Below are 26,747 nucleotides of genomic sequence, written 5' to 3' on the forward strand. Positions count from 1 at the left end.
TGTCTTCGTCCCCGGATGTGCCTATAGTCTGGGACTTGCTGCAATTGTTCGATCAGATTGTTCATACTTCCAGATTGTCAATTTACGATCGCCTCCCATAAGTATTGTCATTTTTCTCTGTTTGTATGAAACCACCCTGCTTGGATATTTCGCCGTAGGGGGTTGTTTTGAGGAAGTGAGAGTAATTCACTGACCGCTTGACGTTGCGTTTCTCCCTTTCCTAAAATCCTCAGCCAGAGAGTTTCAAGTGTTAGTGGTAATTGGTTGATTGCTACTACTGCCGTTCTGAATGATTTAGGTAGAAAGTAAACACCTGCTAGCCAATTCTCTGTATCTAATTTAGCACCAAAACTCTCAAGTAAAGTCGTTGAAGCTGAACTTGCCAAAATCCATAAACGCGGTAAGTTATCTTCTGGTAAAGATGTATTCTCTCGCTTGGCTTTCCGTTGCGATTCTCCACAAACGGAAAATAGCTTCAGCAGACAATTACGCACCTCGGTTTTACTGGGTTGATTGCGGAAGGGTTCCAATAATGAGGCAGTTGTGGCAATTCTACCAAGTAACCCAAGGGATTGCAGGTCAGCATTGGGGGAAGGTGCGGGAGAAAACAAGATATCTACTTGACGAACTTCATCTATGACTTCCCGACTTACTTCTACTTTTCCATAAGGGGAAAGTAATTCTTCTAAATATTGTTTGGCAAATTGGTCATGTGGTTGTCGGGTCATGCGATCGCCAGCATATATATTATCACAAATCTTACTTTTAAAATGCCCAGCTTCATCAACCACCCTAAGCTAAAGTTTGCAGGGTGGTTGGTGAGATAGAGCTATTTAAAAATAGCAACAATGGTACATCCTACTGCAAGGATGGTTGCGACCCAGACACTACCGCTGATCATCAGAAGTGGAATGGAAACAATACCCAGTGCCAGAATTAAAGCAACAGTTCTACCACCTGGTTTTAAAAATGGGAGAATCGGCTTCATCCATTGCTCCAGCCAGCTTTGTTTAATTTGTTTTGGGTACTCGATTTGCGTTTCTTCGCTCGATTTTTCTCTAGAAGCAAACTGCAAGTCTTCACTGTCTAAATCGAATTTTATAACTAAACTGTCGTCGTTTTGTTCTATACAGGCGATCTCGTCTTCTATAGCTTCCTCTGTAGGAGCAAGGTATGAGTTCTCTTGATTGAAAGCGTCTTCCTCACTATACCCTTTTCATGCATGGGTAGCTTGTACTTCCAGTCATCTCCAGACGCAGTATTGTAGTATGTCAACTAAAAACGGGCTTTCATCCCAACAATCTAAATCTCCTACTGCTGAGAATCCCCCTTCTTCAGTGGCATTTGTCCATAATTTCCTGGATGAATACGGATTAGACCCTTATGAATTTCGGCTATATGCTCATATAGTTCGCAGAACAGGAGGAAAACCTGAAGGTGTTTGTTTTGCCAGTCTCCGTAAAACAGCAGAGATTTGCAAAATAAGTACACGCAAGGCTCAACAAGCGATCAAAGTTCTGATCAATGCTAATTTCGTGACGCAAACTAAGCGTACAGGACGCACAGACGAGTATAGAGTTACTCCTGCCACTGACTGGGTTCCCAAGGAAGAACTAGACGAAATCCGTAAAGCTATTGCAGGAAAATCTCCAAAAACATCTGTCGATGAAGAAACCGAGATTGATATTGATAGCGTTCGCACGTTATACATTACTGGAAAATCTCCAAAAACATCTGTCGATGAAGAAACGGAGATTGATAGCGATCGCACGTCATACACTTAAGGCATAATACGTTAAGCGTGCTTTAGTTTGCTGCTTTACAAATTTCCTTTACTGACTTTAAAAGTAAAAATATGACAGCACATATTCTGTTAGTTGAAGATGAAGTTAAACTAGCGCGATTTGTTGAACTAGAATTGAGTAGCGAAGGTTACACTGTCAGTGTGGCGCATGATGGTGTCACAGGTTTAACACTGGCGCGAGAGTCAACGCTAGATTTAGCGATTTTAGATTGGATGTTACCAGGACTAACAGGATTAGAAATCTGTCGTCGTCTGCGAGCGACAGGTAGCTCAGTACCAGTGATTTTGTTGACAGCAAAAGATGAAGTAAGCGATCGCGTTGCCGGTTTAGATGCTGGAGCCGATGATTATGTACTTAAACCCTTTAGTATTGAAGAATTACTAGCAAGAATTCGCGCACATTTACGCCGCACTCAAGAAACAGATGAGGATTTATTGCAGTTTGAAGACTTAAGTTTAAATCGCCGCACTCGTCAAGTATTTCGGGATAAACGAGCAATTGAACTAACAGCAAAAGAATTTGATTTATTAGAATATCTTCTTTGCCGTCCCCGTCAAGTGTTTACTAGAGACCAAATTTTAGAGAAAGTTTGGGGTTATGACTTTATGGGTGATTCTAATATTATCGAAGTTTATATTCGTTATCTACGTCTCAAACTAGAAGAAAAAAACGAAAAGCGCTTGATTCATACGGTGCGTGGTGTGGGGTATACTTTGCGGGATAATTAGTATTTAACAAGTGGCGATCGCACTCCAGAGTTAAGGATTTTCTCAGATTCAACTCACCCGGATTTCATCACTGAAGTATAGTATTGTTAATGGTGCTTTCATTACAGTGATATTATTATGACCAAACTGAGAAGCTCCCATCGTCAAAGCTTTAGAATTGGGGGACAAACCTATCTCTGGCTAGCGATTTTGATTTTTGGCGTATCTAGCGCAGTGACGCGGAAGATAACAGAAATTGGTGCCCAAAACTTTATCGGGGGTAGTAATCCAATTTCTCTTTGTAATGTTTTGTTCGTAGGAAATCTCTGTGCTTTAATAATTCTTACAACAATTTATTGGCGAAATTGGAACAAAGCAACATTGAAGCAACTTTCATTTAAGAATTGGTTTAATCTGACGATAGTAGCAATTCTATCTGGAGCGCTTGCCCCTGGTTTAATTTTTCAGGCATTGGCATTAACTGAAGTTAACAATGTCATTTTAGTTGGACGTTTAGAACCACCTTTGACTTTAGCTTTATCTGTTTGGTTGTTGAAAGAACGAGTCAATCTTTGGCAAGTTTTGGGAGCGATCGCTTCATTTATTGGTGTTATGCTAACTATCACCCTTCAACCCCCGACAAATGCAATGATGATGAATGCGGGAGGTTTCCATATAGGAGTTGGAGAACTTCTGGCTGCGGTTGGCTCTGTGGCTTTATCTATCTCTATAATTATTACGAAAAAACATCTCTTGCAGATACCCGCAGGAATTTACAGTATTTTTCGTACCGCTTTAGGAACTGTAATATTTTTCTTCTTGGCTTTAGTACTTTATGGAAGTGACCATTTTATGAATGCATTCTCACCATTTTTGTGGCGATGGATGCTTCTTTATGCTGCGATAATTATCGTAGTCGGTCAGTCATTTTGGATTAGGGGATTGAAAGCTTGCACCGTATCTATGGCATCTTTAGCTAGCTCGTTTATCCCCATTATAGGCATCTTGGCAGCTTATTTAATTTTAGGTGAAGTTCCAACACAGGCTCAATATCTTGGCGGTAGCGTGATATTATTTGGTATATTTTTAAGTCAAGTTGGTATTTCGCGTCAATCTTCTACACAAGAAAAGCAAACAATAGAAAACAAGATTGGATTTAAGGGAGTTTAAAATTATATCATGTCCCGATCGTTAACATTAAGAAAAACCTACCTACCCTCGTAGAGACGTTCCGGCGGAACGTCTTTACAGTATATATGATTTGTCGGATATGATATTATTACGTTCCTTATAGATAAAATGCGTATTTGGCAAGCTGATTTTTATCGTCGTCCCCAAGAGAATACATTTTGGCAATTGTTGATTTGTGACGCAACTCGCAGCTTTGAATATGAAGCTATCTGTCTTCAATCAGAAGCGAATTCTACTTGGGTTGGGGAGCAAATTCAATTAGCATCTGGCGAACATCTACCAGATATAATTGAGGTATTTCGTCCTCAATCTTTAAGTTTAATTGAAGCTGCTGGACGCAACTTGGGAATTAATGTCCAAGCAACTAGACGCACTTTCGCACTAAAACAGTGGTTGCAAGAACAACATCCTTTAGCGTTGGATAAACCACCCCCAACACCATTACCAGAAAACCTCTGGGGTGAAAAATGGCGTTTTGCTACTTTGAGTGCTGGTGATGTAGAGGAGGCATTTAGCGATCGCCCAATTCCCATTTTACATATGCCAGAATATCTCAAACCAATTAATCTCGGTTTAGCCTCAACACTGCCCGTCCCAGGTGTGATAATCTATGGTGGAAGGCAATCGATGCGCTTGGTACGGTGGTTACTACAAGCCCGTCCCGTGTCGCTTTCTTACATTGCAGGTGCCCCCGATGGTTTAATATTAGAAGCAGGTTTGGTAGATAGATTTATTGTGGCGACCTTTGCAGATCCAGAAGTTGCCGCATCTGCTCAAAGTTTTGAACAGCGCAAACAACAAAGTAAAGGCTTACATTTTTTGTTAGTTCAACCTGATGATTCGGGAATGACTTATACCGGATTTTGGTTATTACAGACAGAATGAGCGCTTTTCTGTATGAATAATAGTATGATTTTTAAGTAAGACTAAAAAGTAAGACTAATGGTCAAAGTGACAATTACCTTGGAAGAAGACATCCTCCAATTTATAGATCGACAAGCACAAGGAAACCGCAGTGGATACATTAATGCGCTGCTGTCAGAACATCGTCGCAGGCTTTTAGAAGCAGAAATGATTGCAGCACTCAAGCAGGATGCTGAAGATCCAAAGTATCAGGCTGAAGTTGTTGTTTGGGATAATGTTGTCGGGGATGGCATTAATGCCAGGGAATAATTTAACTTATCGACGAGGAGAAATTCGTTGGGTAAATCTTGATCCAACAGTCGGAGCTGAAGCACAAAAAATCCGTGCTTGCTTGATTATACAAAATGATATTATGAATCAATATGGATTGTTGACAATTGTCATGCCATTTCGACCAGGAAGTAAACAAGCTCCCTATGTTGTGAATGTCAAAGCAACATTAACTAATGGATTAGATCAAGATCGTTTTATTGATGTTGGGCAAATTCGTGCTATTGACCATAGTCGGGTTTTAGGTTTAGTTGGTATGTTAGAGCAAGAATACTGGGAAATTATTCAAACAGCTTTAAATGTAGTTCTGGGGTTTGTTGTTTAAAGTTTCCAAAGTGCGGTTCAAATTTCTCTCTTCGTTCTTGACCATCATACAATGTTTTCTTAATCAATTCTTCAGCCACAGCTTTGACTACATTAATACTCACAGAATTTCCCAATTGATAGTAAGCTTTATCATCATTGGGATGTAATATAAAGCTATCCGGAAAACCTTGTAAACGTGCGACTTCACGCTTAGTTAGTCGTCGCACTCTGTTATTATGGTACACTCCTAACCGATTAGCATCACTAGCAACCACAGTTACAGAAATCTTACTGGGATCGACAAATTTATAAACCTCAAAAGAAAAGTTCCCAGATACAGGTTTATATTTATCGTTAATCAGCTTAATATATTTTTTAGCAATCAACGCATCTAATATCTCTTCTAAATTAGGATGCTCAAAAAAACTAGCTATTTGCTTCTTAGTTAATAACTTACCATCTTGTTCTTGACCAAATTCTTTATTCCGTCTTTTTAAAATAAAACGGTTCATTAATTCAATTTCATCTAAACTACATTTTCCCCGCAATCCTAATTCCCAAGAATGAATTGAATTTCCTCCACGATAATCAATTAATCGCACTCCATGCAATTGATTTAAATCTTGGTTGTAGATTTGTTTTAAAGCATTGACAAATTTGGGACAACAATCATACTTTACATCTGGATTATCTTCCAAAATATCGGCAACAGTAACATATTTTTGAGGTGAGTCAAATAAAGATAGTTGCTGAGTATTGTAGGAGTGAGAATCTTTAAAACCAACATCAGAAATCAAGTCAAATTTAGGAGAAGCATTCAAAATGCCTAATAGATAAACTCTGACACGGTTTTGCGGTAAACCAAAGTTAGCACTGTTGAGCAAAAAAGCATCAAAGCTGTAACCTCTCTTTTTAATTTCATGCTTTATCGTTGCTAAGGTATTACCGTTATCATGGCTATAAAGTCCCCGCACATTTTCAAACAGAAAAGCTTGTGGTTGATATGTGTCGAGTAATCTGGTAATTTCAAAGAATAACGTTCCTCTCGTATCTCCAAACCCTGCTTTTTTCCCAGCATGAGAAAAAGACTGGCAAGGAAAGCCAGCTAATAAAAAGTCATGTTCTGGGAGTTTATCTATTAGGTGAATGTCACCTAAAGGCTTGTGTTGAAAGTTGTTTTCATATACTAATTGAGCATCTGGGTTAATTTCGCTACTTAATACGCATTCGGTTTTTAGATTTAAAGACTTAGCAGCTTCTTCAAAAGCTAATCTAATTCCCCCGATTCCGGAAAATAAATCAACAAACCGAATTTTTGGCATAAAAAATTAGTCTTTTTCCCCCAGTACAAGACGAATTACTTATATTACTTTGCTTTAACCCGCGTTTGCTTGATCATGTCAACTAATGTATGATGAGCATCTTCCGCATCTGCTAGAATATGGTCGAATTGAATGCGAACTGGTACAGGTTCTCCATTCACTTCTGCTTTCAAATCCATACCTTGAGCATCAATTGCCAGCATTTGTGCTGCTGTGACATCCGCTAACCCACCAAAAGCCTGAGCGTAAAGAACTATAGCATCAGCATGATCCTGGTTCATGTGATTGCAAATGCGTGAGCTAATTTCAGGTGAGAATTGTTCAGACATGGCTTGACTCCTTGTTGATGCTAATGGGATTTTAAACTAAAGAATGACCAACAGTATCCTAATTTAGTGGGAATGTAATTTCTTTTGGGGAATTTATAGTTATTTCTTATAGTATTTTACCTCAAAGCTAAGTATTCTAAATCTAATGCTTGCCAGGAGCGGAAATGTTCACCGATCGCTTGATATGTATATTTTTTATAAGCGATCGCTCTGAAACCGTATCTATTAATTTTAATAAAAGTTATGAAACATTTTTTACCTGTGAATCCGAAATTTATTTAGCTAAAACTGTAGCTTAATTGAGCAAAGTTATTCAAGCCAAAAACCGATGAGTGAAATCAAGCACCGCCGGATTATTATTGGGGATGTGCATGGCTACTATGATGCTTTAATGATATTATTGCAGGCGATCGCCCCACACTCAGACGATCAAGTCTATTTTCTTGGAGACTTAATCGATCGCGGACCTCAGAGTTGCCAAGTAATAAATTTTGTTAAAGAAAATGGCTATCACTGTCTGCTTGGCAATCACGAGCAGATATTGTTAAATATTCTTACTTCAAGATGCATCACCCCCGAAATTATGCAATCATGGCTTGACAAAGGAGGACAAGCCACTGTAGCCAGTTATCAAGAAGGGATTATTCCTCACGATCATCTTGAATGGTTGCTAAGTTTGCCTACATATCTCGACTTAGGAGATATTTGGTTATCTCATGCTGGTATTGATCCGTTAATTCCTTTGGCAAAACAAACAGCCGAGCAGTTTTGCTGGGTGCGAGATGCATTTCACAGCATGAAAAAACCCTACTTTAAAGATAAATTAATTATTGTCGGTCATACCATCACTTTTACTTTACCTGGGGTTGCACCCGGTAAGTTGGCTCAAGGACCCGGATGGTTAAATATAGATACAGGAGCTTATCATCACAAAAGTGGTTGGTTAACGGGACTCGACATCACCAATAACTTAGTTTATCAAGTCAACGTCAACCAGCTTTGTGTTCGTATTCTGCCCTTAGAAGAAGCTGTGATTAAAATCAATCCGGCGGAAATTGGGGACAAGGGGGACAAGGGGGACAAGGGGACAAGGGGACAAGGGGACAGGGAGACAAGAGGGAGTATTAACTGACTAATGGTCGAATATTTGCTTTATAGGCTGCACCATCCAAACCTTCACTGCGATTGCTCGGTTGAGCGTTTATGGCACGTTTGAGAGCTTCAATGCGATCGCCTGTTGCGGGGTGGGTACTCAAAAATCCTGGTGTAGAACTCTTTGATACCAATTTTTGCATAAAAGCAGGCATCGCCGACTGTGCATAACCAGCGCGTGTTAAAGTTTTTAATCCTCTTTGATCAGCATCAAATTCATTTTGACGACTGCGGGGAAGATTTCTCGCTACTTGCACACCAATGGCTACCGCTTGATTTCGATCTAAACCTGCTGCTGTTAACAATCCACTTTCAAGTGCTTTTTGCCGCATCTGTTTGAGTGCGTGCTTTCCACCGATGTGTCCCATTTCATGACCGAGCACACTTGCCAGTTGCGCTTCATTGTCTGCGGCTTTGATCGTACCGATGTTGATATAGACAAAGCCTCCCATTGTCGCAAAAGCGTTAAGAGCGTTATCGTCAATTACCTGGAAAGTATAGGGAATATCTGGGCGATCGCTAGATGCTACTAAACGCTGTCCAATTTGCCGGATGTAGTTATTTACTTGTGAATTACGATAAAGACGAATATCACTGCCTTGTAATTGCTGATTAATCCGTTTACCAAGATCAACTTCTTGAGAATCCGATATATTAGAAAGCTGAAATAACTGAGCACCTTGGAAAATGAGAGGCAATAAATCTATAGCCTTCCCTGGTAGAGGTGTCAAAAGGCAAACACTCAAGGCAACTACCACCGACATTAACGGATAAATCAAGCGATGTCGCCAAAAACGGTAATTTACTAAGCCTTTCCAATTCATCATAATCCGGCACAGCTGACTATTTTAGGAGAACGTAAAGTATAGGACGGATTTATGCAATTCTAAGTTGCATTTTACTTAATACTAATTCTGTTTGGTTTGCACACGTTTTAGACAGGTTATGATAGACTGTCGCATGACCGAGAATCACAGCCTCTTTTAAAACAAGCAACGAGTGTAAGCGGTTCTACTATTAGGACTTACGCACTCAGTCGCGAGAAAACAAGACTTTGATAGGTGCTTCCTGACGTCGATAGGGACGGAAATACGTAGTCCGTGCGTAAGTCCTGACTATACACCACGTTGCAACAATCAATTATTCCGCAATTAAGAATTGAAAACTGCTTATGGCTCTTTTAGATTCCAAAGGTCGCTTATTCGGTAAAATCAACCTTCTCGATTTTGGTGCCGCGCTGGTAATCTTACTAGTAATATTTGGCATCTTTGTCTTTCCAGGAACTTCTGGTTCTGTTGCTCAAATTAACTCGAAAACAGTACCAATTGAGGTAGATTTAGTTGTTCGCGGATTGAATGTACGCGACCCACAACAATTATATGAAAAAGGGTTTACAAAAGGCGGAAAAACTAACGTTATTATCCGCAATCAACCCTACGGTCAAATAGCGATTAAATCTATTCAAGAATTACCCAGAACTTTAGCAGTTCCTCAATCTGATGGTTCCGTCAAAGAATTGCCTGATCCTAGAGGTAACAATTTTAGTCGAGATATGCTTTTGACTTTAGAAGGCAAAGCGAATATCACTGAAACTGGACCAGTTTTAGGTAACAGTAAACTTAAAATTGGGATGCCTTTTGAGTTAGAAGGGTTTAATTACAACTTTAATGCTACTGTTATCGATTTAAGATTTAAAGACAAATGAAAAAGAGGGGGAAAGGGGAAAGGGGAAAGGTATGGAAATAAAGCGCTTTCCTCAGCGGGGTCGGTTTCCGTCCCGTTGACGTTTGTAAGAAGAGTTATTTAGATTACTCCTGAATATTTTTCTTCCCATGAATCCCTTTTTTCCTTTCCCCTTTCCCCCTCTTATCAAGCAGGGGTTTCAAGTATTAAAGGCTGATTTTTCACATCTCAGAGACGCCTTCATGCGAACGCACTACGTGTCTCAACTGCTATATATTTATCAACTACTCAACAAAGGCAAAAATCGCCGAATTAAACCAATTGTCACCGCCGGCAATTCTAGCTGTGGGGTTAATCCGACATTTTCTAACTCTAGAAAAACGCGAATCGCTTGCGGATTCATCTCAGCAAGACGACGACCAATTTCTGGACCCGTAAACTGCGATTTTTGCCCCCAAATTATCGCGGTGGGAGTTGTCAATTGTTGAATATAAAGCGATAAATCAAAGCATAAATCACCGCGCACAAAAGACAGCGCTGCATATTCAGCATTTGTCTGACGCGCAGATTCTAAATAAGCTTCGACAATTTCCTCGTAAACGCGACTAGATTCGGCAAATTGCCGTTGTTCTAAGAAACTGCGAATACCCGAACTAGTAGCAATTCCGGTAGTATACAGCAAGCGATCGACAATGGGAACGCTGACAATTTGGGCAAAAATGCTGCGAGAGTAGTCTTCACCAAAATCAGAAAGTCCGGCTGGTAAAGTGAGAATCAGCGACTTGAATAAATCAGGATGAGCGATCGCTACTCGAATTGTAAACGCTGCTGTCAGCGAAGAAGCAATTACTGTCACCGGTTCTGTACAAGTGTGCTCTAAAAACTCCCGAATTGTCGTTGTATAATCATCAATCTGATAATTTTGCGCTGGATGCTCAGATTTACCCCATCCCAGCAAGTCTGGTGCTATTATTCTATACTCGGCGGCAAAAGCAGGATAAACTTTTGACCACTCATATGCGGAAGAACCACCACCAAAGCCATGCAGAAACACTAAAGTTTCTTTTTCGGTGCGGGCAGCGATCTCATCTTGATAAGGCAAACCGACATTAGTATAATATACAATTCTACCTAATGAGGTATTTACGGAGCGTTGCTCAAATCCCAATGGCTGAAACATACGTGTTTTTTGTTTTCTGTTATGGTTGCTAGTACCGCCGTGAAGTCACGCATTCAAAAGTGAAAAGTCAAAAAGCTTACTCCATATTACTTTTGACTTTTGACTTTTAACTTCCGCCTTGCGGTACTAGTTAAATTAATTGGAGAATCTCGCACATCAAGCTTTTATTATTAGACATAGGAGTAAAAATTAATTATGCGTTACCCGAAACCCTTGTAGAGACGTAGCATTGCTACGTCTCTATGTCTTTTCTACGCCTATGTCTATTATCAGGTGCGCGATCGCAATTTACTTGTGAAATATCACACTGACTAACGGCAAAAATGCTAACAAAAAGCCATTCCAATTTTGGAAATTAAGTTCTGGAGTCGGTTCTGGTTGTGCTAACAAAGCTTCTATTCTCTGTTCTAAGCGATCGCTACCTAATGCAGCGCAGAAAATTTCTGAGGACATCGGAGTTGTACTCACTACCAACAACAGCGATTCTGCTAACAATAACGGATCTACTCGCGATGCAGCGTAAGCATCGGCACGTAATTCGCGCAAAATTAACAGTTCTTGCCACAAAGCATCTGTATTTGGCAACCAAGCGGTGCAGGAACGCACCCAACCCAACCAAAAAAACCAGAATGTATCCCTATAATGGTAATGTCCTTGCTCGTGTGCGAAGACGGTTTCTAAATGCTTTGGTGAAAGAGTTTCCAGTAGTCCTTCACTAATTACTAATTCTGATTGCCAAAAACCGATTTGACCGGCGAATAGCGCTTCAGTGTTGAGTAACCTAACTTGTTTCCCCTCAATATTAGCTAAGGGACAGTTGCGGACAGATTTCATCGATTGCCAACCACCAAAGGCAAGTTTAATGCACACAATGTCAACAATGACAAGACAAATTAACGTTAAGACATAACTAAACCAACCGGTGTACATCCCGCCCATTTTCCCTTGGGGTCCCATGCACAAAATGGCGATCGCTGTCATAAAAATTAACAAGGGCGGGAAGAGAAATAAGAATAGCGATCGCCTCCAGCGCATATTCCAACTACTTTCAAAGTCAGTCAGAAAGGATCTTAACCACCAAGCGACTGTTAAAGCAGTCAAAATCATCATCAGATGCATTATTCTCCCTCCCTAGCTTGGCGTGCAGCTTGAATGCGTTTGGCGATCGCTTGTATTTGTTCGCTTGCAGCTTCATCTAAACTATCTGCAAAAGCAGCAATTACATCGGGATTACCCACCGCGAGAAATCGCTGTAACTGCTCGTGTGCTTTAATTACCTCAGCTTGTTGTTTGGTAATTAACGCACGCCAATAAAATGCTCGTCCTCTTTTGTCGCAGGTTAGCCAACCTTTATCGGTAAGGCGACGCAATACGGTTGTCACGGAAGTATAAGCTAATTCGCGGTTGGGGTCAGTAAGAATGCGATCGTGTACATCTTTAACTGTAACTGAACTCAGTTCCCAGACGATATGCAAAATTTCAGCTTCTAGAGGACCTAAAGACAGTTGTTTGGGGCGATATTCAGGTAAAGGTGCCATATTTTTCGATTAGAGATGGTGAGCGGCAGAGCGTGAAGTGCAGAGTATTCCTGGGATTGTTACTGGTAGATTTATAGTCTGTCCTTCTTTTCAGATTACATTAGGACTTAGGCAAAATTCACGAAGAGGGGGAAAGGGACTCATGTAGAAATATTTTCTTTTCTCTTCGACTGATTTTAAATGACTCCATCTCCATGCGCCCCTTTTTTCCTTTACCCTTTTCCCCTCTCCAAAATGCCCAATGCCTAATTTGTTGCAACTCTTAACGTATACAGTAGCTTCCACTACCCCAGCCTTGGTAGACTGATGTTTATACAAATTGATTATTTCCCTGTATTGCGCCTTGTGAGAGCATTACTCAAAGCTTTCTCAGTCGCTCAAAAGAAAAAGACACTTCACACAATCAAGACATGGTAGACTCCCTAAAAAAACCAGGCTTTGAAGAAATGCGTCCAGGGATTAAAGTCCCGGCAAAAGAAACCCTGCTGACACCCCGGTTTTATACCACTGACTTTGATGAAATGGCGCAGATGGATATCTCTGTCAACGAAGACGAGTTGAGAGCGATTCTCGACGAGTTTCGGGCTGACTACAACCGCCATCACTTTGTTCGGGATGCGGAGTTTGAACAATCCTGGGATCATATTGACGGGGACACTCGCCGATTGTTCGTTGAATTTCTCGAACGTTCTTGTACGGCGGAGTTTTCCGGATTTTTATTGTACAAAGAACTTGGACGCCGCTTAAAGGACAAAAGCCCTGTTTTAGCAGAGTGTTTCAACCTAATGTCACGGGATGAAGCGCGTCATGCTGGCTTTTTGAATAAAGCGCTGTCAGACTTTAACATGTCGCTGGATTTGGGCTTTTTAACCAAGAGCCGCAATTACACCTTCTTTAAACCGAAATTTATCTTCTACGCCACTTATCTTTCAGAAAAGATTGGTTATTGGCGTTATATCACAATTTTCCGCCACTTAGACGCACATCCAGAAGATAGAGTTTATCCGATTTTCCGCTGGTTTGAAAATTGGTGTCAAGATGAAAACCGCCACAGCGATTTCTTCGATGCGATCATGCGATCGCAGCCGCAAATGTTGAATGATTGGAAAGCGCGTCTGTGGTGTCGCTTCTTCTTATTATCAGTGTTTGGCACGATGTATCTTAATGACATCCAGCGCAAAGACTTTTATGCCTCCATTGGTTTGGATGCGCGAGAATACGACATTCAAGTGATTGAGAAGACGAACGAAAACGCAGGTAGAGTCTTCCCGATAATGTTGGATGTCGAGAAACCAGAGTTTTATCAGCGGTTAGATGTTTGTCTGAAGAATAACGAGAAATTGAGTGCGATCGCTAAGTCCAGCACTCCCAAATTCCTCCAATTCTTCCAGAAACTACCGCTATACGTCTCCAATGGCTGGCAATTTGTACGGCTGTACTTGATGAAACCAATTGATACAGCTGCTACTCATGGCGCAGTTCGCTAGGTCATAATAAATTTGCGAAAGCTTTAGTGGTTCTGTACTTAACAGAACCATTTTTTTATGGTAAATCGTAGTAAGCACTTCAGTGCTTACTACGAAAGAAATTAAAGAATGAAACAAAAGTTGTCAGCTTTCGGCTTTTTAGTAAATATTTGCTTATTTTTACTAGCAAATCCGGCTTGGTGTCAATCTCAGCCAGATATAATACCGAATTCAACTGCCGAGGATTTAGATTTAAGTCCAGAAATTATTCAAAATAGCCCAGTTTTGCAACGTTGGCATCGTCATGTACCGAATATTTTACAAGAAATTCAAAACGATCCTAGTTTTCGCACTCGCTTGCGACTGGGTTTTTCAGAATTTCCTTCAACAGGACAAGCATTTGGGGTAATTGTTGGTGTAGAAGATATTTTTATTGGACGCACCGGCTTGACTGTGAGTGGTGAATATCAAGCAGCGTTTAATGGTAAGCGTCAGGCTTATGGTGCCGACTTACATTATTATTTGCGTCCTTTGGGTAGCTACGTCAATATCGCTCCCGTGGTTGGTTATCGACATTTGCAAACAAACCGCTATACAACCGATGGAGTGAATTTAGGTGCCAAGCTGCTGTTAGTTTTGTCTCGTGGTGGTGCAGCGGATATCTCTCTCACTCAAAGTTGGGTTTCTCCCGGTAGCAGTGAAGAAGTTGGTTTAACACAGCTTTCGGTAGGATATGCGATTACTTCCAACCTGCGTTTATCTACAGATATTCAAAAGCAAAATTCGCGACTTCAAAAAGATAGTCGGATAGGTGTCGTTTTAGAATGGATGCCGTGAGTTAAGCTATTGTACTAATTTAAGATTTTATTTATAAATCAACCCAAAGGCAGTTACTAACTATTAATCCTGTCATATTATTAAACATAATAGTATTATTGTTGCTTAAGTCTATTGGTATTGCTCATTGAAGCAAATTGTTTATTCAAAAAAATGCGAGGGGTGTACTGTCCATGCCCTTGACGATCCTTGTAGTGGATGACGACCTGGGTACTCGTTTATCTATCAGCGATTATCTGGAACTGTCTGGCTACATAGTAATTACAGCCGATGAAGGTCAAAAGGCTCTGAAATTTGTGGAAGAGTACCATCCTGATTTGATTGTCACCGATATTGTCATGCCACGGATGAATGGCTATGAATTGGTGCGCCAAGTGCGGCAAAAACCAGCGTTTCGTTTGTTACCGGTTATTTTGTTAACGGCAAGAATTAAGACTCAGGAAAGAATCTTGGGCTATCAGTCAGGGTGCGATTTATATTTGCCTAAGCCTTTTGAGTTAGAAGAGTTAGCCGCAGCGATTCGCAATCTCTTAGAGCGATCGCAAATCATTCAATCAGAGTATGGCTTTTCTCATCAAGAAAATTCAGGTAATTCTGCGCCTAAAGTTGCTGACTCTCATAATAATATTATTGATTTTGAGAAGTCCGAAGTACTTTTATCTTTAAGTTCTAGAGAACAGGAAGTCCTCGAACTGTTAACGCATGGTCATTCTAATGCTCAGATGGGTAATCAGTTACATCTGAGTCCTCGGACAGTAGAAAAGTACGTTAGCAGCTTACTAAGGAAAACCGAAACTAGCAACCGCGCTGAATTAGTGCGTTTTGCCATGACCCACGGTTTAGTTAAATAACACGTAATCACATCATGTCCGTTTAATTAACACTAATAAAAATATCGCAACCGTCGTAGAGACGTTCCGCCGTAAAGACGTTCCGCCGTAAAGACGTTCCGCCGGAACGTCTCTACAGTATATGTGATTTGTCGGACATGATATAATACCTTGATAACTGACCAAAAAAGTATGTTCGCGTAGCATCTGGTGACACCCGAACATACTTTATCCTTCATGCTTTAGTTGGCTGGTAACGTGTTTCAGCAAACCTTCACAAGCATCTACGAGTAAATCAATCACCTGATTAAATCCCTCTGAACCGCCATAGTAAGGGTCTGGAACTTCTTTGATGGTGTATTGAGAGCAAAAGTCACACATCAAGCGTACTTTCTGGGAATACTGTCCAGTTGGATCGAGAGAGAGCATATTTTCATAATTCTCTCGATCCATAGCCAAAATCAAATCAAAATTTTGAAAATCTGACTTTTGAAACTGTCGGGCTGAACCACGTAGTTTAATTCCCAACTTTTGAGTAGCTGCAACACTCATGCGTCTGTCAGGTGGACTACCAATGTGGTAACTAGATGTCCCAGCAGAGTCGCAGAGGATGCTTTCGCTCAAACCTGCCTGCTCGATTAAATGATACATGATATTTTCTGCCGATGGCGAACGGCAAATGTTTCCCAGGCAGACAAAAAGCAGCTTATAAGGCATAAAAATCCGTTTTGTGCGTCAGTCGTTAGTTGTTAGGTAGAGACGTTCGGTGTGGAACGTCTGTACAAAAGTTAGTTGTGAGTTGTGAGTTGTGAGTCGCAAAAAAATATTACTATCCATTATCCAGTAACTACTAACCACTAACTACTAACCACTAACTATTGACACTTTACTAAAATCCGGGAAGCTCTAGCCCACTGGTCAACTCTTCCATGCGATCGCGCATTGTAGCAGTGGACTTGGTGTAAGCATCTTTCATTGCTGCTGTCACAAGGTCGGAAAGTACATCTGCACCTTCTTCTAGAGCACTTGGGGCAATTTCCACACGCTTTGGTTCTTGGTTTCCGCTGACAATCACCTTGACTAGACCACCACCAGACTCTCCCAAAATTTCCATTTGCTCCAATTCTTCTTGGAGTTTTTTTGCGCCTTCTTGAACTTGCTGCGCTTTTTTAAACGCTTCGGCGAGTTCTTTCATTTTACCTAAGCCAAAGCCAAATCCCTGTCCTTTTTCTGCCATAACTGATTGTTCGCGTGTGCGTTGAATAACAAATCAAATTCAATTATAGATGTGCTTTTGCAGTTGCCTGTTTTTTTTACTGGAGTTGGTTGTCTGTCAGTTGCTCCCTTGGACACCAACTACTAATTAAACTGGTTGAAAATCTCCGATCATTTTAACTTCTGGCTCTAACAAAATCGACCAACGGTCTTGTACCCGCTGTTGAATGTGGCGGATCAGACCAAAGATATCGTTAGCTTTTGCCCCACCACGATTAACGATAAAATTAGCGTGGAGTTGTGCTACTTGCGCTCCGCCTATTTGATAGCCTTTAAGACCGGTTTGTTCAATTAACCAACCTGCGCTATGAGGTTTGGGGTTGCGGAACACACTACCACAACTGGGGAAGTTGTAGGGTTGAGTGGTTAGACGATGTTGTTTGTGTTGTTTTGTTGCGGCAATAACTAAAGCCCGATCTGCCCCTGGCTTTAGTTGGAAGGTGGCTTGGGTGACTATGCGATCGCTTCCTTGTAATAATGAAGTCCGATAAGCGTAGCCCAACTCATCAGGGGTGAGAATTTTTAATGTGCCATCAGGTGAAAGCACTTCGGCGCTGACTAACATCTGTGCGATACAGCTACTATGTGCGCCAGCATTCATCACAACCGCACCGCCGACGGTTCCGGGGATGCCAACCGCCCATTCTAATCCTTCCCAACCCAAATCTGCTGCTTGCCAAGCCAAGCTGGGGATTGATTCTCCTGCTGCAACTGTTAATTGACCTGTTTGGGGGTCAAAGTGGCTGTGGCGCAGATGACGAGTCGCAATCACTAAACCGGATATACCGCGATCGCTTACCAACAAGTTAGAGCCAGCACCGAGTATTGTTACTGCTAAATCATGTTCTTTTGCATACTTAACACTTGCTTCCAGTGCTGCTAGGTTTCGCGGAGCTGCGTACCATTCGGCGGGTCCCCCAACTCTGTAGGAAGTAACCGTTGCGAGGGAAGTCTGAGACTTGATTGCAAAATCGCTACCAATTACGTAAACTTTCTTTTCGATAGAATTAACTGTTTCTTGCTTACTTGTCGCTAAGGTAGAAACTTTGCAGACGTTTTCAGCTGTCTGGGAAATTGTCATATAACTTAAATTGGTGATTTTTTTACATTTCTATGCCGTATAAATACGACAAAAAGGTGAAGCAACAAAACTCTCGCGAGACAGACACAATGGGTTGTGGAATTAACCAAAAAGTGTCAGCTTTTTAGGATGTAGCTTTAGCTGGTTCGCAAAGAGTTGTAATTACTTCGGGTATCACCATGTTCAAGTTACCAGCACCTAAAAACAAAGCTAAGTCTCCAGGACGCAGCTTAGAAAGTAAATATTCACGTACTGAGGATAAAGTCGGTTGATAAGTCACCTGGGGCTGGTGAGTAGCAATTTTCGCCACTAGTTGTTTACCACTGACTTGCCCTAAATCTGGTTCACCAGCACTATAAATGTCAGTGATGACCACCAAATCAGCATGAGTAAAGGATTCAGCAAATTCTTCTAAAAAGGTGAGTGTGCGGCTGTAACGATGTGGTTGAAAGATAGCAACTACTCTTTGCCCTGGTTTTGCTTGGAGACGTGCGGCAGCAAGAGTAGCGCGAATTTCACTGGGGTGATGGGCGTAGTCGTCAATAAAGGTAATACCATTGACTTTGCCTCGCAATTCAAAGCGGCGTTTTGCACCTTCAAAAGTGGCGAGGCTTTCACCGATTTTGCCAAATTCTAAACCTAAAGCTCGACCAACAGCGACTGCGGCTAAGGAGTTGCTGAGGTTGTGACGACCGAGCAAATGCAAGTTTAACACGCCCAAGGCTTTGCCTCGTTCCCAAACTAAAGCTGTTGTACCATCAGCGCGATATTCGATATTGGTGACAGTGTAATCAGCTTCGGTGTCTGAGTGTAAGCTGTAGCTGATAGTTGGTTTGAGGCGGTTTCTTACCGTCTCACAATCAATACTACCGATCAATACTTTGCAACTATGAGCAAATGTCTGAAAAGTTTCCACCACTTGCTCTAATGTCTCGTAGTGGTCAGGATGATCTAATTCAATATTGGTGATGATGCCAATTTCTGGGGCATGTTTCACCAAAGAACCATCTGATTCATCTGCCTCAGCTACTAGATACTTACTTTCTCCCAATCGGGCATTGCCAGACCAAGCTTTTACTTCGCCACCGATCAAAATCGTTGGGTCTAAACCAGCTTGCAATAGCATATAACCAATCATGCTACTAGTTGTAGTTTTACCATGCGTTCCGGCTACTGCAATACTGTAATACTCGGCAATTAATGCAGCTAGTACATCAGACCTATGAAAAATTGGACAACCTAATTCTAGTGCTGCTTTGTATTCTAAATTATTTGTATTAATTGCGGTTGAACAAATAACTTGGGGCAGTATTCCTTTACTTACAGTAGGCGATTTATCTGGCGAGTTTAATACTACTGCATTATTCTCAGTAATAACCTCACTTTCCGGATGAAAAAAGGCGAGATTGCTTGCTTCTTGTGTACCAAATATATGAGATCCGATACCTTCCAACTTTTGTGTTATGTGATTTGGACGAAGATCCGAACCTGACACTGGCAAATGGCGTTTTGTCAGAACGTATGCCAGAGCAGACATACCTATACCGCCAATACCAATAAAGTGAAATGGTCTACCACTAAAGTCTACAGAATTGCTCATTGTTTAATCCTCTTACACCACACCACACCAATATTCACAAATGACACGCGTATCATAACAGGAATTTTATTTTTACCGTTACATATCATGCATCATTTTCTGTTTAATGATTCAGTTGCTATCAAATGTTAAACATCTGCATGTTCAGAATGATTTTACCAAGGCATGCGATTTTTTCTTTTTCTGAACTGTTTTTATGTTTATTCTGAAAATTTCCGCCGAATCGGGAAAAAAATGACTGTAATTTCAAATACATTGTTTGTTTTCCTTGCTGGAATTATCGCTCAATAGTAGATTGGGATGGGAAACTGCTTTTAAACTGAAATAAAACTCACACTAAGCTAATGCGGTCTATTGCAATTTTCGGCGGCACTTTTGATCCTGTTCATTGGGGACACTTGATTCTAGCCGAGACTGCTTTGCATCAAGTACCCTTAGAATACGTAATTTGGGTACCATCTTTAAATCCTCCTCATAAACAAGCGACTTTATTTGAGCATCGAGTAGAAATGCTCCAACTAGCGATCAAAGACAACCCCTCGTTTACTATTTCATTGGTTGAGGTGAATCGCTCCGGAACTTCCTATGCGATTGATACCCTACTTGAGTTATCTACTTTTTACCCTAATACTCACTGGTACTGGATTCTAGGCTTGGATACCATGCAAACTTTGCCCCGTTGGTATCGTGGACAAGAACTAGTACAAATGTGTGATTTGCTGGTCGCACCCCGATTAGTCGGTGGTGAGAATATAGCTCAAAGCGAGTTAATCTGCAAGCAAGTAGAGCAACAACTGCAAAAACAATCCTATACCATTAACTGGCAATTATTGCATATACCTTTAGTGGGAATTTCGTCAACCCTAATTCGACAGATGTGCGGCGATCGCCAGTCAATTCGTTACTTAGTCCCGGAATCGGTCAGATTGTACATCGCTGCCCAAAACCTCTACTTCAATAAATCTAAATAAAATATGTATTTTTTTGTTGCTCTAGCACTTTATAGTTATAAATACCCCCTCCCTTTGCTGTATGATCATTGTCAACGATATTAATGTATAGGCATAAATACAGAGGGGCAAGACACTGTGATTAGAGTTGCAATCAACGGTTTTGGGCGCATTGGACGTAACTTTATGCGCTGCTGGGTAGGTAGAGAACATAGCAACATCGACGTGGTTGCTATTAACGACACCTCAGACCCTAGAACTAACGCGCATCTACTCAGATATGACACGATGCTAGGAAAGTTAGAGAATGCTGACATTTCTGCCGATGATAATTCTATCATCGTTAACGGTAAAACCGTTAAGTGCGTATCCGATCGCAATCCAGATAACTTGCCCTGGAGAGACTGGGAAATAGACCTGATTATTGAAGCAACAGGTGTATTTACCAGCAAAGAAGGGGCAATGAAGCATGTAAATGCAGGTGCTAAGAAAGTTCTGATCACTGCCCCAGGCAAAAACGAAGATGGTACGTTTGTAGTTGGTGTGAATCATCACGACTACGACCATAACAAACACAACATCATCAGTAATGCCAGCTGTACTACCAACTGTTTGGCTCCCGTTGCCAAGGTGTTGCACGAAAAGTTCAACATCATCAAAGGCACAATGACCACTACTCACAGCTACACCGGCGACCAACGTCTGTTAGACGCTAGCCACCGAGATTTGCGACGTGCTCGTGCTGCGGCAATGAACATTGTACCCACCTCCACCGGTGCGGCAAAAGCTGTAGCGTTGGTACTACCAGACCTCAAAGGTAAGCTGAATGGTGTGGCATTGCGCGTACCCACCCCGAACGTTTCGATGGTGGATTTTGTCGTTAACGTCGAGAAACGTACTATTACCGAAGAAGTTAACCAAGCCCTGAGAGATGCCGCTGAAGGTCCAATGAAAGGCATTTTGGACTATTGCGACCTACCCTTGGTATCATCCGATCATCAAGGTAATCCAGCTTCTTCCATTGTCGATGCTAGCTTGACAATGGTCATGGGCAGCGACATGGTGAAAGTGATGGCTTGGTATGACAACGAGTGGGGTTACAGCCAGCGAGTCTTGGATTTGGCAGAGCTAGTAGCCGAGAAGTGGACTAATTAGTGAAGAGTCAACAGTCAACAGTCAACAGTCAACAGTCAAGAGTGAATATTTGGACTTTGGACTATTGACTATGGACTTTGGACTTTGGACTTTGGACTATTTACCAAAATGTTGAAACCCTCGACCAAGAGTGAGAACTTGGTGGGGGTTTTTTGCGTTCTGGTCGTGTAACAGGACTTTGGAGTCAGATGTAATTGTTCCCACGATCGCTGCCCCATAACCAAGTTGTTGAACTAAGAAATCAGCTGGTAATGACGGCAAGCACAGCACTAATTCAAAGTCTTCACCACCGTAAAGAGCGTATAAAAGCGCTTTTTCTTTTGTCAACCAGTAGTTGAAAGCATCTGGTAAAGGAATTTGTGTAGATTCTAAAACAGCACCAACACCACTAGCGCGGCAAATTTGCAACACTGCATCCGCTAAACCGTCGCTGCTATCCATCCCAGCGATGGAGAGGAGCGGTGAGGAGAAAGAATGTAAAATTTCCCAGAGGATAGGTAAAACATCTAAACGGGGTTGTGGGCGCTGGTGTGCGCGGATTAGAGCCGTATAATCCCCTTGAGTAAGGTTTTGCCTCAATTCCGGATGTAACAGCAGTTCTAAGCCAGCGTGGGAGGCTCCATGAACGCCTGTGATAACGATCGCATCCCCGACTTTGGCTTGATTGCGGCGGATAATTTGATCGGGATGAGCTTGACCAAAAGCGGTGATGGATAGGATTGTGACAGGCGATCGCACTACATCACCCCCGACAATTGAAGTATTGTATTTTTGCAAGCATTGTGTTATACCCTGGTACAATTCCTCAACCCAACTGACGCTGACTTCACCCCTGAGTCCCAAACCAACAGTTATTCCCAGTGGCGAAGCGCCCATTGCCGCCAAATCTGATAAATTAGCAGCAGCAGCTCGCCAACCGGCATCTTCAGCAGAAGTGGTAATCTCGCTAAAATGCACCCCATCAACCAGCACGTCCGTTGTCACCACCAAAGATTCCCCTGGTTTAGTCACCAGCACCGCTGCGTCATCCCCGATAATCTCCGGTGGACAAAAGCGCTGCAATCTTTCTAAAAGACCTTGTTCACCAATATCTCGAACTTGCATATGTTTGATGGTGGATAGTGGGCATGGGGCATGGAAAGAGTGCTATTAGATATAAAACGCGTATCAAAAATCGAGCGTCTTTAATTCCCATTGCCCAATGCCCAATGCCCAATGCCCTATGCCCTATGCTGTTTGCGGCTCGACTAAATTTTCTATGCCTTGGGTGACTTTTGCTGATTCGATTTTGTCACCTGCCTTAAGTTTGTCTAAAACTTCTTTACCCTCGGTAAGATAACCAAAAACGGAGTAGCGACCATCTAAGAGGTTGCGTCCGGCTGGGGTAAGTTCTGGTTCAAACAAAAAGAAGAAAAATTGTGAAGAACCGCCATTAACTTCACTTTCGGGACGAGCCATCGCCAACGCACCAAAGGCAGAAAAAGGCAGAACTGGCATATCAGTATAACGCCCAGCTTCTTCTAGTGTAATGCCGTAGGTGGGTTCTTTATCACCTTCAGCGAGAATTTCTAAGGGAATAGCGCGGTATTTTTTCGTTTTTGGGTCAATAAAACCGACTTCCTTACCTGCGGGATCTCCGGTTTGCAAAACGTAAGATTCCTCAGAACGGGTAAATTCTAAACCGTTATAAAACCCTTTTTGTACCAAATCAACAAAGTTTCCGGCGGTGACAGGGGCGCTGTAACCGTCCACAATCATAGTAAGATTACCTTTGGTGGTTTTCATTTCTATGGTGGCACGACCTTTGAGTTGAGGTAGGTTGCTGTACTCAGCAGGCACTTCAAAGGGGAATTTTTTCACCATTGACTCTTCTATGAGGGTAACGAGATTCAACAGCTTGGCTCGTTCAGAGCGAAGTTTTTCTTTATCTTTGGTTTTTACGACTTCATCCAGGGAAGCCACCCCAGATTTTAACTCAGCAATCCAAGCTTCAGCTTGGGGCTGGCGTTCTTCTGGAACGCTTGCTAGGATTTTGGAGGGATTATTCAGAATCCGCGATGCTTTACTGATGTCTCTGGAAATAGCCCCCCAGCGGCGATTTGCTCGCAGTTGCGCCGCAATGTCTTCTAAAGAAGCTTGCAGTTGCCGCACGGGTTTATTATCTATGGGCAGGGCGTAGCGTAACAAGGCGTTGCCATCGGTGATTGCATTTCCAGCTGGTAGCGCGGCTCTACTGATGGGAGTCCACCCAGCTATACTTATGCCTAAACTTATTGTCACCAACAACACTGCAATTAGGCTTTTTTTCAGCCAGGATTTTAATAAGTTGAACATGGCATGGCTCAAATGCAACATCTAAATTTTTGACTTTTTGCGTAACCCATGAATAATCTTCCCACAGTACAGGGGAATTGGGCATGGGGCATGGGGCATGGGGCATGGGGCATGGGGCATGGGGCATGGGGCATGGAAAGAGTTCTATTTAGATATAAAACGCGTATCAAAATCAAAAATCGAGATATTTAATTCCCATTGCCCATTGCCCATTGCCCATTGCCCATTGCCCATTGCCCAATGCCCAATTCTCAATTCTCAATGACAAAATGACTAATCTCCCCGCTTGAAGGGTACAATAAATGCCGATTGTCTTCCAAAGAGTAAAAGCTTCATGATCTCCAGTAACGACTTTCGACCCGGTGTTTCAATTGTTTTAGATGGGTCTGTATGGCGGGTGATAGAATTCCTGCACGTTAAGCCAGGTAAAGGTTCTGCCTTTGTGCGAACAAAGCTGAAAAATGTCCAGAGTGGGAGTGTGGTAGAAAAAACCTTCCGAGCTGGGGAAACTGTGCCCCAGGCTAATCTAGAAAAAAGCACGATGCAGTTTACCTATAAAGACGGCGATGAGTTTGTCTTTATGGATATGGAAACTTATGAAGAAGGCAAATTGAGCGCTAAACAAATTGGCGATCGCGTAAAATACCTCAAAGAAGGTATGGAAGCTGAAGTCATCCGTTGGGGTGAGCAGGTGCTGGGTGTGGAATTGCCTAAGTCTGTGGTTTTGGAAATTGTCCAAACAGATCCAGGTGTCAAAGGTGACACTGCCACAGGCGGATCAAAACCAGCAACTCTAGAAACTGGCGCAACTATAATGGTTCCTTTGTTTATTGCTCAGGGAGAACGTATCAGAATTGATACGCAGGAAGATAAGTACATCAGCAGGGAATAATTTTTATCTCACCTGTTTTATCTCACCTGAAAATTTCCCTCTCAAATCGGGATGCCAGCTTTGTGCCACGAAAAACATTTCATACGGTTAGGTTGAGGTAAAAAAACTGTGCCATTGGACTTTAATGAAATCCGCCAATTGCTGGTAACTATTGCACAAACGGATATTGCAGAAGTAACCCTTAAAAGTAACGATTTTGAATTAACGGTACGTAAGGCGGTTAACGTCAGCAATCAAGCACAGGTTAGCGGTGCAGCTGGATCGGGATTGACAACGACACCAACTGCACCCCAAGTGGCATTTACTCCTTTACCGGAGATTGCCACAAGTCGCGTTACAGAAAATGCCGGGACTGGGGCGCCGTCCTCAGCACAAAATTCGACGCTTGACCAGCGATTAGTAGAAGTTCCTTCCCCGATGGTGGGAACATTTTATCGCGCTCCGGCTCCAGGTGAATCGTCTTTTGTGGAAGTGGGCGATCGCGTCAAAAGCGGTCAAACTGTCTGCATTATCGAAGCAATGAAGCTGATGAATGAGATCGAAGCCGAAATATCCGGACAAGTGATGGAAATTTTGGTGCAAAACGGCGAACCAGTCGAATATGGTCAACCTTTGATGAAAATTAACCCTGATTAAGTATTAATCTATATATGAAATGAGTAATTGTTGATATTTTCTGTCCTTGCGGGTTAAACAGTAATGAAACAAGTGTTGCCTATACCCCCTGAAGTGGTGCAACAAGTCGCCGAATACTTCAGCCTGTTGAGTGAACCGATGCGCTTGCGGCTGTTGCACTTACTACGGGATGATGAAAAATGCGTGCAAGAGTTGGTAGAGGCAACACAAACTTCTCAGGCAAATGTGTCAAAACACCTGAAGGTAATGTGGCAAGCGGGAATCCTCAGCCGTCGCAGTGAAGGAACTTGCGCTTATTACCGTGTGGAAGACGAAATGATTTTTGATTTGTGCAATCGGGTTTGCGATCGCCTTGCCACAAGGTTAGAACAGCAAGCTCGTAGTTTTCGCATTTTGAACAGCAAAATCTAAGTTGGTTGTTGGTTGTTGGTTGTTAGTTGTTGGTTGTTGGTTGTTAGGTACGAAAAATTACTCTTAACCACTACCCACTACCCACCAACCACTAACCACTACCCACCAACCATTAACCATTAACCACTAACCAATAACCATGTTCCTAAAGCGAATAGTCTTTCTTAAAGCTTTCGCGAGTTAGTGGCTGTTCTACTTCCAAACCTTCACCGCCTAAAGTTTCTAATTTTTTACCGTTCACATCAATGTATACTTTGGCGGTGGGATTCAAAGTGGTAGCTGTGTAAATAACTTGTCCTAGACGACCCATCATTGAAGTACTACCACCTCCACTAGTAAATTCATTAGATAAATTAACGTGGATTTCATCATTTTTCACCTTTAAACTTTCTAATTTTGTTCCTTTGGGGATGGTGGTAGAACCAGTTCCTTCAGTTGGTCCTGCTAACAAACTTTGGAAAACCACTTCTAAAACTTGGTCAGGCTTGTTACTAGATGCTTTACCTTGAACTTGAACTGGCTGGGGAACAAATTCCAAGTTTCTACCATTATCTTTCAACCAATAAATATTAGTTGCTTGGTTAACAGGTTGAGTTGGTATAGTATTGCCTGAATTTGGTAAGCTTGTAGCTCCAGGTGTTGGCACTCCAGGATGATTGGCATTCCAAGTAAACCAAGCTACACCACCACTGACGGCTATAACTGCGGCTGAAACAGCTGCAATTACACCTGAAGAAATACGTTTAGATCCTTGTTGGTCTTTCATGTTTAAAAGCTTCCTGAGAGCTAAGATAATATTTATTTCATGAAGAGGGGTAAAGGGGAAAGGGGAAAGGGGGGGGAAGAATTGTTCGTGGATTGTAACCCCGGAGC

31 protein-coding genes are annotated in these 26,747 nt (G+C 42.0%); 16 read left to right on the top strand and 15 right to left on the bottom strand.

Features of this window, described 5'->3' with window-relative positions; genetic code table 11:
- Positions 1–107 precede the first annotated feature (107 nt).
- Entirely contained in the window at positions 108–791 is a 684-nt protein-coding gene (locus TOL9009_RS41105) for a hypothetical protein (RefSeq protein ID WP_242055112.1), read from the bottom strand.
- Positions 792–829: 38 nt separating this feature from the next.
- Entirely contained in the window at positions 830–1,075 is a 246-nt protein-coding gene (locus TOL9009_RS0131290) for a hypothetical protein (RefSeq protein WP_029637355.1), read from the bottom strand.
- Positions 1,076–1,268: 193 nt separating this feature from the next.
- On the opposite strand from TOL9009_RS0131290, the gene TOL9009_RS41110 reads away from it, so the two are divergent.
- The 6 genes from TOL9009_RS41110 (at position 1,269) to TOL9009_RS0131320 (ending at position 5,222) form a co-directional block, all read left to right on the top strand.
- The gene (locus TOL9009_RS41110; RefSeq protein ID WP_242055110.1) at positions 1,269–1,784 is read left to right on the top strand and encodes a helix-turn-helix domain-containing protein; all 516 of its coding nucleotides are present in this window, start codon (positions 1,269–1,271) and stop codon (positions 1,782–1,784) included.
- Positions 1,785–1,855: 71 nt separating this feature from the next.
- The gene (locus TOL9009_RS0131300; protein ID WP_029637356.1) at positions 1,856–2,533 is read left to right on the top strand and encodes a response regulator transcription factor; all 678 of its coding nucleotides are present in this window, start codon (positions 1,856–1,858) and stop codon (positions 2,531–2,533) included.
- Positions 2,534–2,650: 117 nt separating this feature from the next.
- A complete protein-coding gene (locus tag TOL9009_RS0131305; protein WP_029637357.1) occupies positions 2,651–3,682 on the top strand; it encodes a DMT family transporter in 1,032 nt (343 codons plus the stop codon).
- Between the two features lie 129 nt (positions 3,683–3,811).
- Positions 3,812–4,588 (top strand): Tab2/Atab2 family RNA-binding protein, encoded by a 777-nt coding sequence (locus TOL9009_RS0131310; protein WP_029637358.1) that lies wholly within the window; start codon positions 3,812–3,814, stop codon positions 4,586–4,588.
- 57 nt (positions 4,589–4,645) lie between these two features.
- Positions 4,646–4,876, top strand: coding sequence for a type II toxin-antitoxin system MazE family antitoxin (gene mazE / locus TOL9009_RS0131315; protein ID WP_029637359.1), 231 nt, complete (start codon positions 4,646–4,648; stop codon positions 4,874–4,876).
- On the top strand, positions 4,863–5,222 hold the full coding sequence (locus TOL9009_RS0131320; RefSeq protein ID WP_029637360.1) for a type II toxin-antitoxin system PemK/MazF family toxin: 360 nt from the start codon (positions 4,863–4,865) through the stop codon (positions 5,220–5,222). The genes mazE and TOL9009_RS0131320 overlap by 14 nt, the downstream gene beginning before the upstream one ends.
- On the opposite strand, the gene dcm is transcribed toward TOL9009_RS0131320, so the two are convergent.
- Entirely contained in the window at positions 5,179–6,525 is a 1,347-nt protein-coding gene (dcm, locus tag TOL9009_RS41115) for a DNA (cytosine-5-)-methyltransferase (protein WP_051503162.1), read from the bottom strand. The genes TOL9009_RS0131320 and dcm overlap by 44 nt on opposite strands.
- Positions 6,526–6,569: 44 nt before the next feature.
- Entirely contained in the window at positions 6,570–6,854 is a 285-nt protein-coding gene (locus tag TOL9009_RS0131330; protein ID WP_029637361.1) for a DUF2470 domain-containing protein, read from the bottom strand.
- A gap of 328 nt (positions 6,855–7,182) precedes the next feature.
- Here TOL9009_RS0131330 and TOL9009_RS0131335 point away from each other — a divergent pair, with 328 nt between their 5' ends.
- Positions 7,183–7,986, top strand: a complete 804-nt coding sequence (locus TOL9009_RS0131335) for a metallophosphoesterase family protein (protein ID WP_029637362.1) — start codon at positions 7,183–7,185, stop codon at positions 7,984–7,986.
- Here TOL9009_RS0131335 and TOL9009_RS0131340 read toward each other — a convergent pair.
- Positions 7,979–8,833: a M48 family metallopeptidase gene (locus TOL9009_RS0131340; protein ID WP_029637363.1), complete on the bottom strand. Its 855-nt coding sequence runs from the start codon at positions 8,831–8,833 to the stop codon at positions 7,979–7,981. The genes TOL9009_RS0131335 and TOL9009_RS0131340 overlap by 8 nt on opposite strands.
- A 344-nt stretch (positions 8,834–9,177) precedes the next feature.
- Here TOL9009_RS0131340 and TOL9009_RS0131345 point away from each other — a divergent pair, with 344 nt between their 5' ends.
- Positions 9,178–9,711, top strand: a complete 534-nt coding sequence (locus TOL9009_RS0131345; RefSeq protein WP_029637364.1) for a DUF4330 domain-containing protein — start codon at positions 9,178–9,180, stop codon at positions 9,709–9,711.
- Between the two features lie 258 nt (positions 9,712–9,969).
- Here TOL9009_RS0131345 and TOL9009_RS0131350 read toward each other — a convergent pair whose 3' ends face one another.
- From TOL9009_RS0131350 to TOL9009_RS0131360, 3 genes are all read right to left on the bottom strand, one after another.
- Entirely contained in the window at positions 9,970–10,869 is a 900-nt protein-coding gene (locus tag TOL9009_RS0131350) for an alpha/beta fold hydrolase (RefSeq protein ID WP_029637365.1), read from the bottom strand.
- Between the two features lie 288 nt (positions 10,870–11,157).
- On the bottom strand, positions 11,158–11,988 hold the full coding sequence (locus TOL9009_RS0131355; RefSeq protein WP_029637366.1) for a M56 family metallopeptidase: 831 nt from the start codon (positions 11,986–11,988) through the stop codon (positions 11,158–11,160).
- Positions 11,988–12,407: a BlaI/MecI/CopY family transcriptional regulator gene (locus TOL9009_RS0131360; RefSeq protein WP_029637367.1), complete on the bottom strand. Its 420-nt coding sequence runs from the start codon at positions 12,405–12,407 to the stop codon at positions 11,988–11,990. The genes TOL9009_RS0131355 and TOL9009_RS0131360 overlap by 1 nt, the downstream gene beginning before the upstream one ends.
- A gap of 410 nt (positions 12,408–12,817) precedes the next feature.
- Between TOL9009_RS0131360 and acsF the strand changes: the two genes are divergently transcribed.
- The 3 genes from acsF (at position 12,818) to TOL9009_RS0131380 (ending at position 15,561) form a co-directional block, all read left to right on the top strand.
- Positions 12,818–13,894 carry a magnesium-protoporphyrin IX monomethyl ester (oxidative) cyclase gene (gene acsF / locus TOL9009_RS0131370; RefSeq protein WP_029637369.1) on the top strand — a complete coding sequence of 359 codons (1,077 nt, stop codon included), beginning with the start codon at positions 12,818–12,820 and terminating at the stop codon, positions 13,892–13,894.
- A gap of 108 nt (positions 13,895–14,002) precedes the next feature.
- Positions 14,003–14,710 (top strand): hypothetical protein, encoded by a 708-nt coding sequence (locus TOL9009_RS0131375; RefSeq protein WP_029637370.1) that lies wholly within the window; start codon positions 14,003–14,005, stop codon positions 14,708–14,710.
- Positions 14,711–14,883: 173 nt separating this feature from the next.
- Positions 14,884–15,561, top strand: a complete 678-nt coding sequence (locus tag TOL9009_RS0131380) for a response regulator transcription factor (RefSeq protein ID WP_029637371.1) — start codon at positions 14,884–14,886, stop codon at positions 15,559–15,561.
- A 207-nt stretch (positions 15,562–15,768) separates the two neighbouring features.
- On the opposite strand, the gene TOL9009_RS0131385 is transcribed toward TOL9009_RS0131380, so the two are convergent.
- The 4 genes from TOL9009_RS0131385 to murC all read right to left on the bottom strand — a co-directional run bounded on the left by TOL9009_RS0131385 (position 15,769) and on the right by murC (position 19,496).
- A complete protein-coding gene (locus TOL9009_RS0131385; RefSeq protein WP_072022203.1) occupies positions 15,769–16,257 on the bottom strand; it encodes a low molecular weight protein-tyrosine-phosphatase in 489 nt (162 codons plus the stop codon).
- A gap of 172 nt (positions 16,258–16,429) precedes the next feature.
- Positions 16,430–16,777, bottom strand: a complete 348-nt coding sequence (locus tag TOL9009_RS0131390) for a YbaB/EbfC family nucleoid-associated protein (protein ID WP_029637373.1) — start codon at positions 16,775–16,777, stop codon at positions 16,430–16,432.
- A gap of 126 nt (positions 16,778–16,903) precedes the next feature.
- Complete coding sequence (gene murB / locus TOL9009_RS0131395; protein ID WP_029637374.1) at positions 16,904–17,896, bottom strand: UDP-N-acetylmuramate dehydrogenase; 993 nt, start codon at positions 17,894–17,896, stop codon at positions 16,904–16,906.
- Between the two features lie 124 nt (positions 17,897–18,020).
- Complete coding sequence (murC, locus tag TOL9009_RS0131400) at positions 18,021–19,496, bottom strand: UDP-N-acetylmuramate--L-alanine ligase (protein ID WP_029637375.1); 1,476 nt, start codon at positions 19,494–19,496, stop codon at positions 18,021–18,023.
- Positions 19,497–19,840: 344 nt separating this feature from the next.
- Between murC and nadD the strand changes: the two genes are divergently transcribed.
- A complete protein-coding gene (gene nadD, locus TOL9009_RS0131410) occupies positions 19,841–20,467 on the top strand; it encodes a nicotinate (nicotinamide) nucleotide adenylyltransferase (RefSeq protein WP_029637376.1) in 627 nt (208 codons plus the stop codon).
- A gap of 117 nt (positions 20,468–20,584) precedes the next feature.
- A complete protein-coding gene (locus tag TOL9009_RS0131415; protein ID WP_029637377.1) occupies positions 20,585–21,601 on the top strand; it encodes a type I glyceraldehyde-3-phosphate dehydrogenase in 1,017 nt (338 codons plus the stop codon).
- A 96-nt stretch (positions 21,602–21,697) separates the two neighbouring features.
- Here TOL9009_RS0131415 and thiL read toward each other — a convergent pair whose 3' ends face one another.
- Both thiL and TOL9009_RS0131425 read right to left on the bottom strand, forming a co-directional pair.
- Positions 21,698–22,705, bottom strand: a complete 1,008-nt coding sequence (gene thiL, locus TOL9009_RS0131420) for a thiamine-phosphate kinase (RefSeq protein WP_038298127.1) — start codon at positions 22,703–22,705, stop codon at positions 21,698–21,700.
- Positions 22,706–22,828: 123 nt separating this feature from the next.
- The gene (locus TOL9009_RS0131425; RefSeq protein ID WP_029637379.1) at positions 22,829–23,956 is read right to left on the bottom strand and encodes a peptidylprolyl isomerase; all 1,128 of its coding nucleotides are present in this window, start codon (positions 23,954–23,956) and stop codon (positions 22,829–22,831) included.
- Between the two features lie 313 nt (positions 23,957–24,269).
- Here TOL9009_RS0131425 and efp point away from each other — a divergent pair, with 313 nt between their 5' ends.
- The 3 genes from efp (at position 24,270) to TOL9009_RS0131445 (ending at position 25,874) form a co-directional block, all read left to right on the top strand.
- Positions 24,270–24,827 carry an elongation factor P gene (efp, locus tag TOL9009_RS0131435; RefSeq protein WP_029637380.1) on the top strand — a complete coding sequence of 186 codons (558 nt, stop codon included), beginning with the start codon at positions 24,270–24,272 and terminating at the stop codon, positions 24,825–24,827.
- A 108-nt stretch (positions 24,828–24,935) separates the two neighbouring features.
- On the top strand, positions 24,936–25,463 hold the full coding sequence (gene accB / locus TOL9009_RS0131440) for an acetyl-CoA carboxylase biotin carboxyl carrier protein (protein ID WP_029637381.1): 528 nt from the start codon (positions 24,936–24,938) through the stop codon (positions 25,461–25,463).
- A gap of 63 nt (positions 25,464–25,526) precedes the next feature.
- On the top strand, positions 25,527–25,874 hold the full coding sequence (locus TOL9009_RS0131445; protein ID WP_029637382.1) for an ArsR/SmtB family transcription factor: 348 nt from the start codon (positions 25,527–25,529) through the stop codon (positions 25,872–25,874).
- 145 nt (positions 25,875–26,019) lie between these two features.
- Here TOL9009_RS0131445 and TOL9009_RS0131450 read toward each other — a convergent pair whose 3' ends face one another.
- Complete coding sequence (locus TOL9009_RS0131450) at positions 26,020–26,640, bottom strand: GerMN domain-containing protein (protein ID WP_029637383.1); 621 nt, start codon at positions 26,638–26,640, stop codon at positions 26,020–26,022.
- Positions 26,641–26,747: the final 107 nt, after the last annotated feature.

Source organism: [Scytonema hofmanni] UTEX 2349, assembly GCF_000582685.1.
Lineage (GTDB): Bacteria > Cyanobacteriota > Cyanobacteriia > Cyanobacteriales > Nostocaceae > Hassallia > Hassallia hofmanni.

What these genes read in the sequence shown, in the direction of transcription:
- TOL9009_RS0131330 (WP_029637361.1), bottom strand. Translation starts at nt 6,854, where the DNA reads ATGTCTGAACAATTCTCACCTGAAATTAGCTCACGCATTTGCAATCAC.
- TOL9009_RS0131385 (WP_072022203.1), bottom strand. Translation starts at nt 16,257, where the DNA reads ATGCCTTATAAGCTGCTTTTTGTCTGCCTGGGAAACATTTGCCGTTCG.
- acsF (WP_029637369.1), top strand. Translation starts at nt 12,818, where the DNA reads ATGGTAGACTCCCTAAAAAAACCAGGCTTTGAAGAAATGCGTCCAGGG.
- TOL9009_RS0131390 (WP_029637373.1), bottom strand. Translation starts at nt 16,777, where the DNA reads ATGGCAGAAAAAGGACAGGGATTTGGCTTTGGCTTAGGTAAAATGAAA.
- TOL9009_RS0131310 (WP_029637358.1), top strand. Translation starts at nt 3,812, where the DNA reads ATGCGTATTTGGCAAGCTGATTTTTATCGTCGTCCCCAAGAGAATACA.
- TOL9009_RS41110 (WP_242055110.1), top strand. Translation starts at nt 1,269, where the DNA reads ATGTCAACTAAAAACGGGCTTTCATCCCAACAATCTAAATCTCCTACT.
- TOL9009_RS0131340 (WP_029637363.1), bottom strand. Translation starts at nt 8,833, where the DNA reads ATGATGAATTGGAAAGGCTTAGTAAATTACCGTTTTTGGCGACATCGC.
- TOL9009_RS0131375 (WP_029637370.1), top strand. Translation starts at nt 14,003, where the DNA reads ATGAAACAAAAGTTGTCAGCTTTCGGCTTTTTAGTAAATATTTGCTTA.
- TOL9009_RS0131305 (WP_029637357.1), top strand. Translation starts at nt 2,651, where the DNA reads ATGACCAAACTGAGAAGCTCCCATCGTCAAAGCTTTAGAATTGGGGGA.
- TOL9009_RS0131350 (WP_029637365.1), bottom strand. Translation starts at nt 10,869, where the DNA reads ATGTTTCAGCCATTGGGATTTGAGCAACGCTCCGTAAATACCTCATTA.
- TOL9009_RS0131450 (WP_029637383.1), bottom strand. Translation starts at nt 26,640, where the DNA reads ATGAAAGACCAACAAGGATCTAAACGTATTTCTTCAGGTGTAATTGCA.
- TOL9009_RS0131360 (WP_029637367.1), bottom strand. Translation starts at nt 12,407, where the DNA reads ATGGCACCTTTACCTGAATATCGCCCCAAACAACTGTCTTTAGGTCCT.
- dcm (WP_051503162.1), bottom strand. Translation starts at nt 6,525, where the DNA reads ATGCCAAAAATTCGGTTTGTTGATTTATTTTCCGGAATCGGGGGAATT.
- thiL (WP_038298127.1), bottom strand. Translation starts at nt 22,705, where the DNA reads ATGCAAGTTCGAGATATTGGTGAACAAGGTCTTTTAGAAAGATTGCAG.
- TOL9009_RS0131345 (WP_029637364.1), top strand. Translation starts at nt 9,178, where the DNA reads ATGGCTCTTTTAGATTCCAAAGGTCGCTTATTCGGTAAAATCAACCTT.
- nadD (WP_029637376.1), top strand. Translation starts at nt 19,841, where the DNA reads ATGCGGTCTATTGCAATTTTCGGCGGCACTTTTGATCCTGTTCATTGG.
- murB (WP_029637374.1), bottom strand. Translation starts at nt 17,896, where the DNA reads ATGACAATTTCCCAGACAGCTGAAAACGTCTGCAAAGTTTCTACCTTA.
- TOL9009_RS0131320 (WP_029637360.1), top strand. Translation starts at nt 4,863, where the DNA reads ATGCCAGGGAATAATTTAACTTATCGACGAGGAGAAATTCGTTGGGTA.
- TOL9009_RS0131380 (WP_029637371.1), top strand. Translation starts at nt 14,884, where the DNA reads ATGCCCTTGACGATCCTTGTAGTGGATGACGACCTGGGTACTCGTTTA.
- TOL9009_RS0131355 (WP_029637366.1), bottom strand. Translation starts at nt 11,988, where the DNA reads ATGCATCTGATGATGATTTTGACTGCTTTAACAGTCGCTTGGTGGTTA.
- TOL9009_RS0131335 (WP_029637362.1), top strand. Translation starts at nt 7,183, where the DNA reads ATGAGTGAAATCAAGCACCGCCGGATTATTATTGGGGATGTGCATGGC.
- TOL9009_RS0131445 (WP_029637382.1), top strand. Translation starts at nt 25,527, where the DNA reads ATGAAACAAGTGTTGCCTATACCCCCTGAAGTGGTGCAACAAGTCGCC.
- murC (WP_029637375.1), bottom strand. Translation starts at nt 19,496, where the DNA reads ATGAGCAATTCTGTAGACTTTAGTGGTAGACCATTTCACTTTATTGGT.
- efp (WP_029637380.1), top strand. Translation starts at nt 24,270, where the DNA reads ATGATCTCCAGTAACGACTTTCGACCCGGTGTTTCAATTGTTTTAGAT.
- mazE (WP_029637359.1), top strand. Translation starts at nt 4,646, where the DNA reads ATGGTCAAAGTGACAATTACCTTGGAAGAAGACATCCTCCAATTTATA.
- TOL9009_RS0131425 (WP_029637379.1), bottom strand. Translation starts at nt 23,956, where the DNA reads ATGTTGCATTTGAGCCATGCCATGTTCAACTTATTAAAATCCTGGCTG.
- TOL9009_RS0131300 (WP_029637356.1), top strand. Translation starts at nt 1,856, where the DNA reads ATGACAGCACATATTCTGTTAGTTGAAGATGAAGTTAAACTAGCGCGA.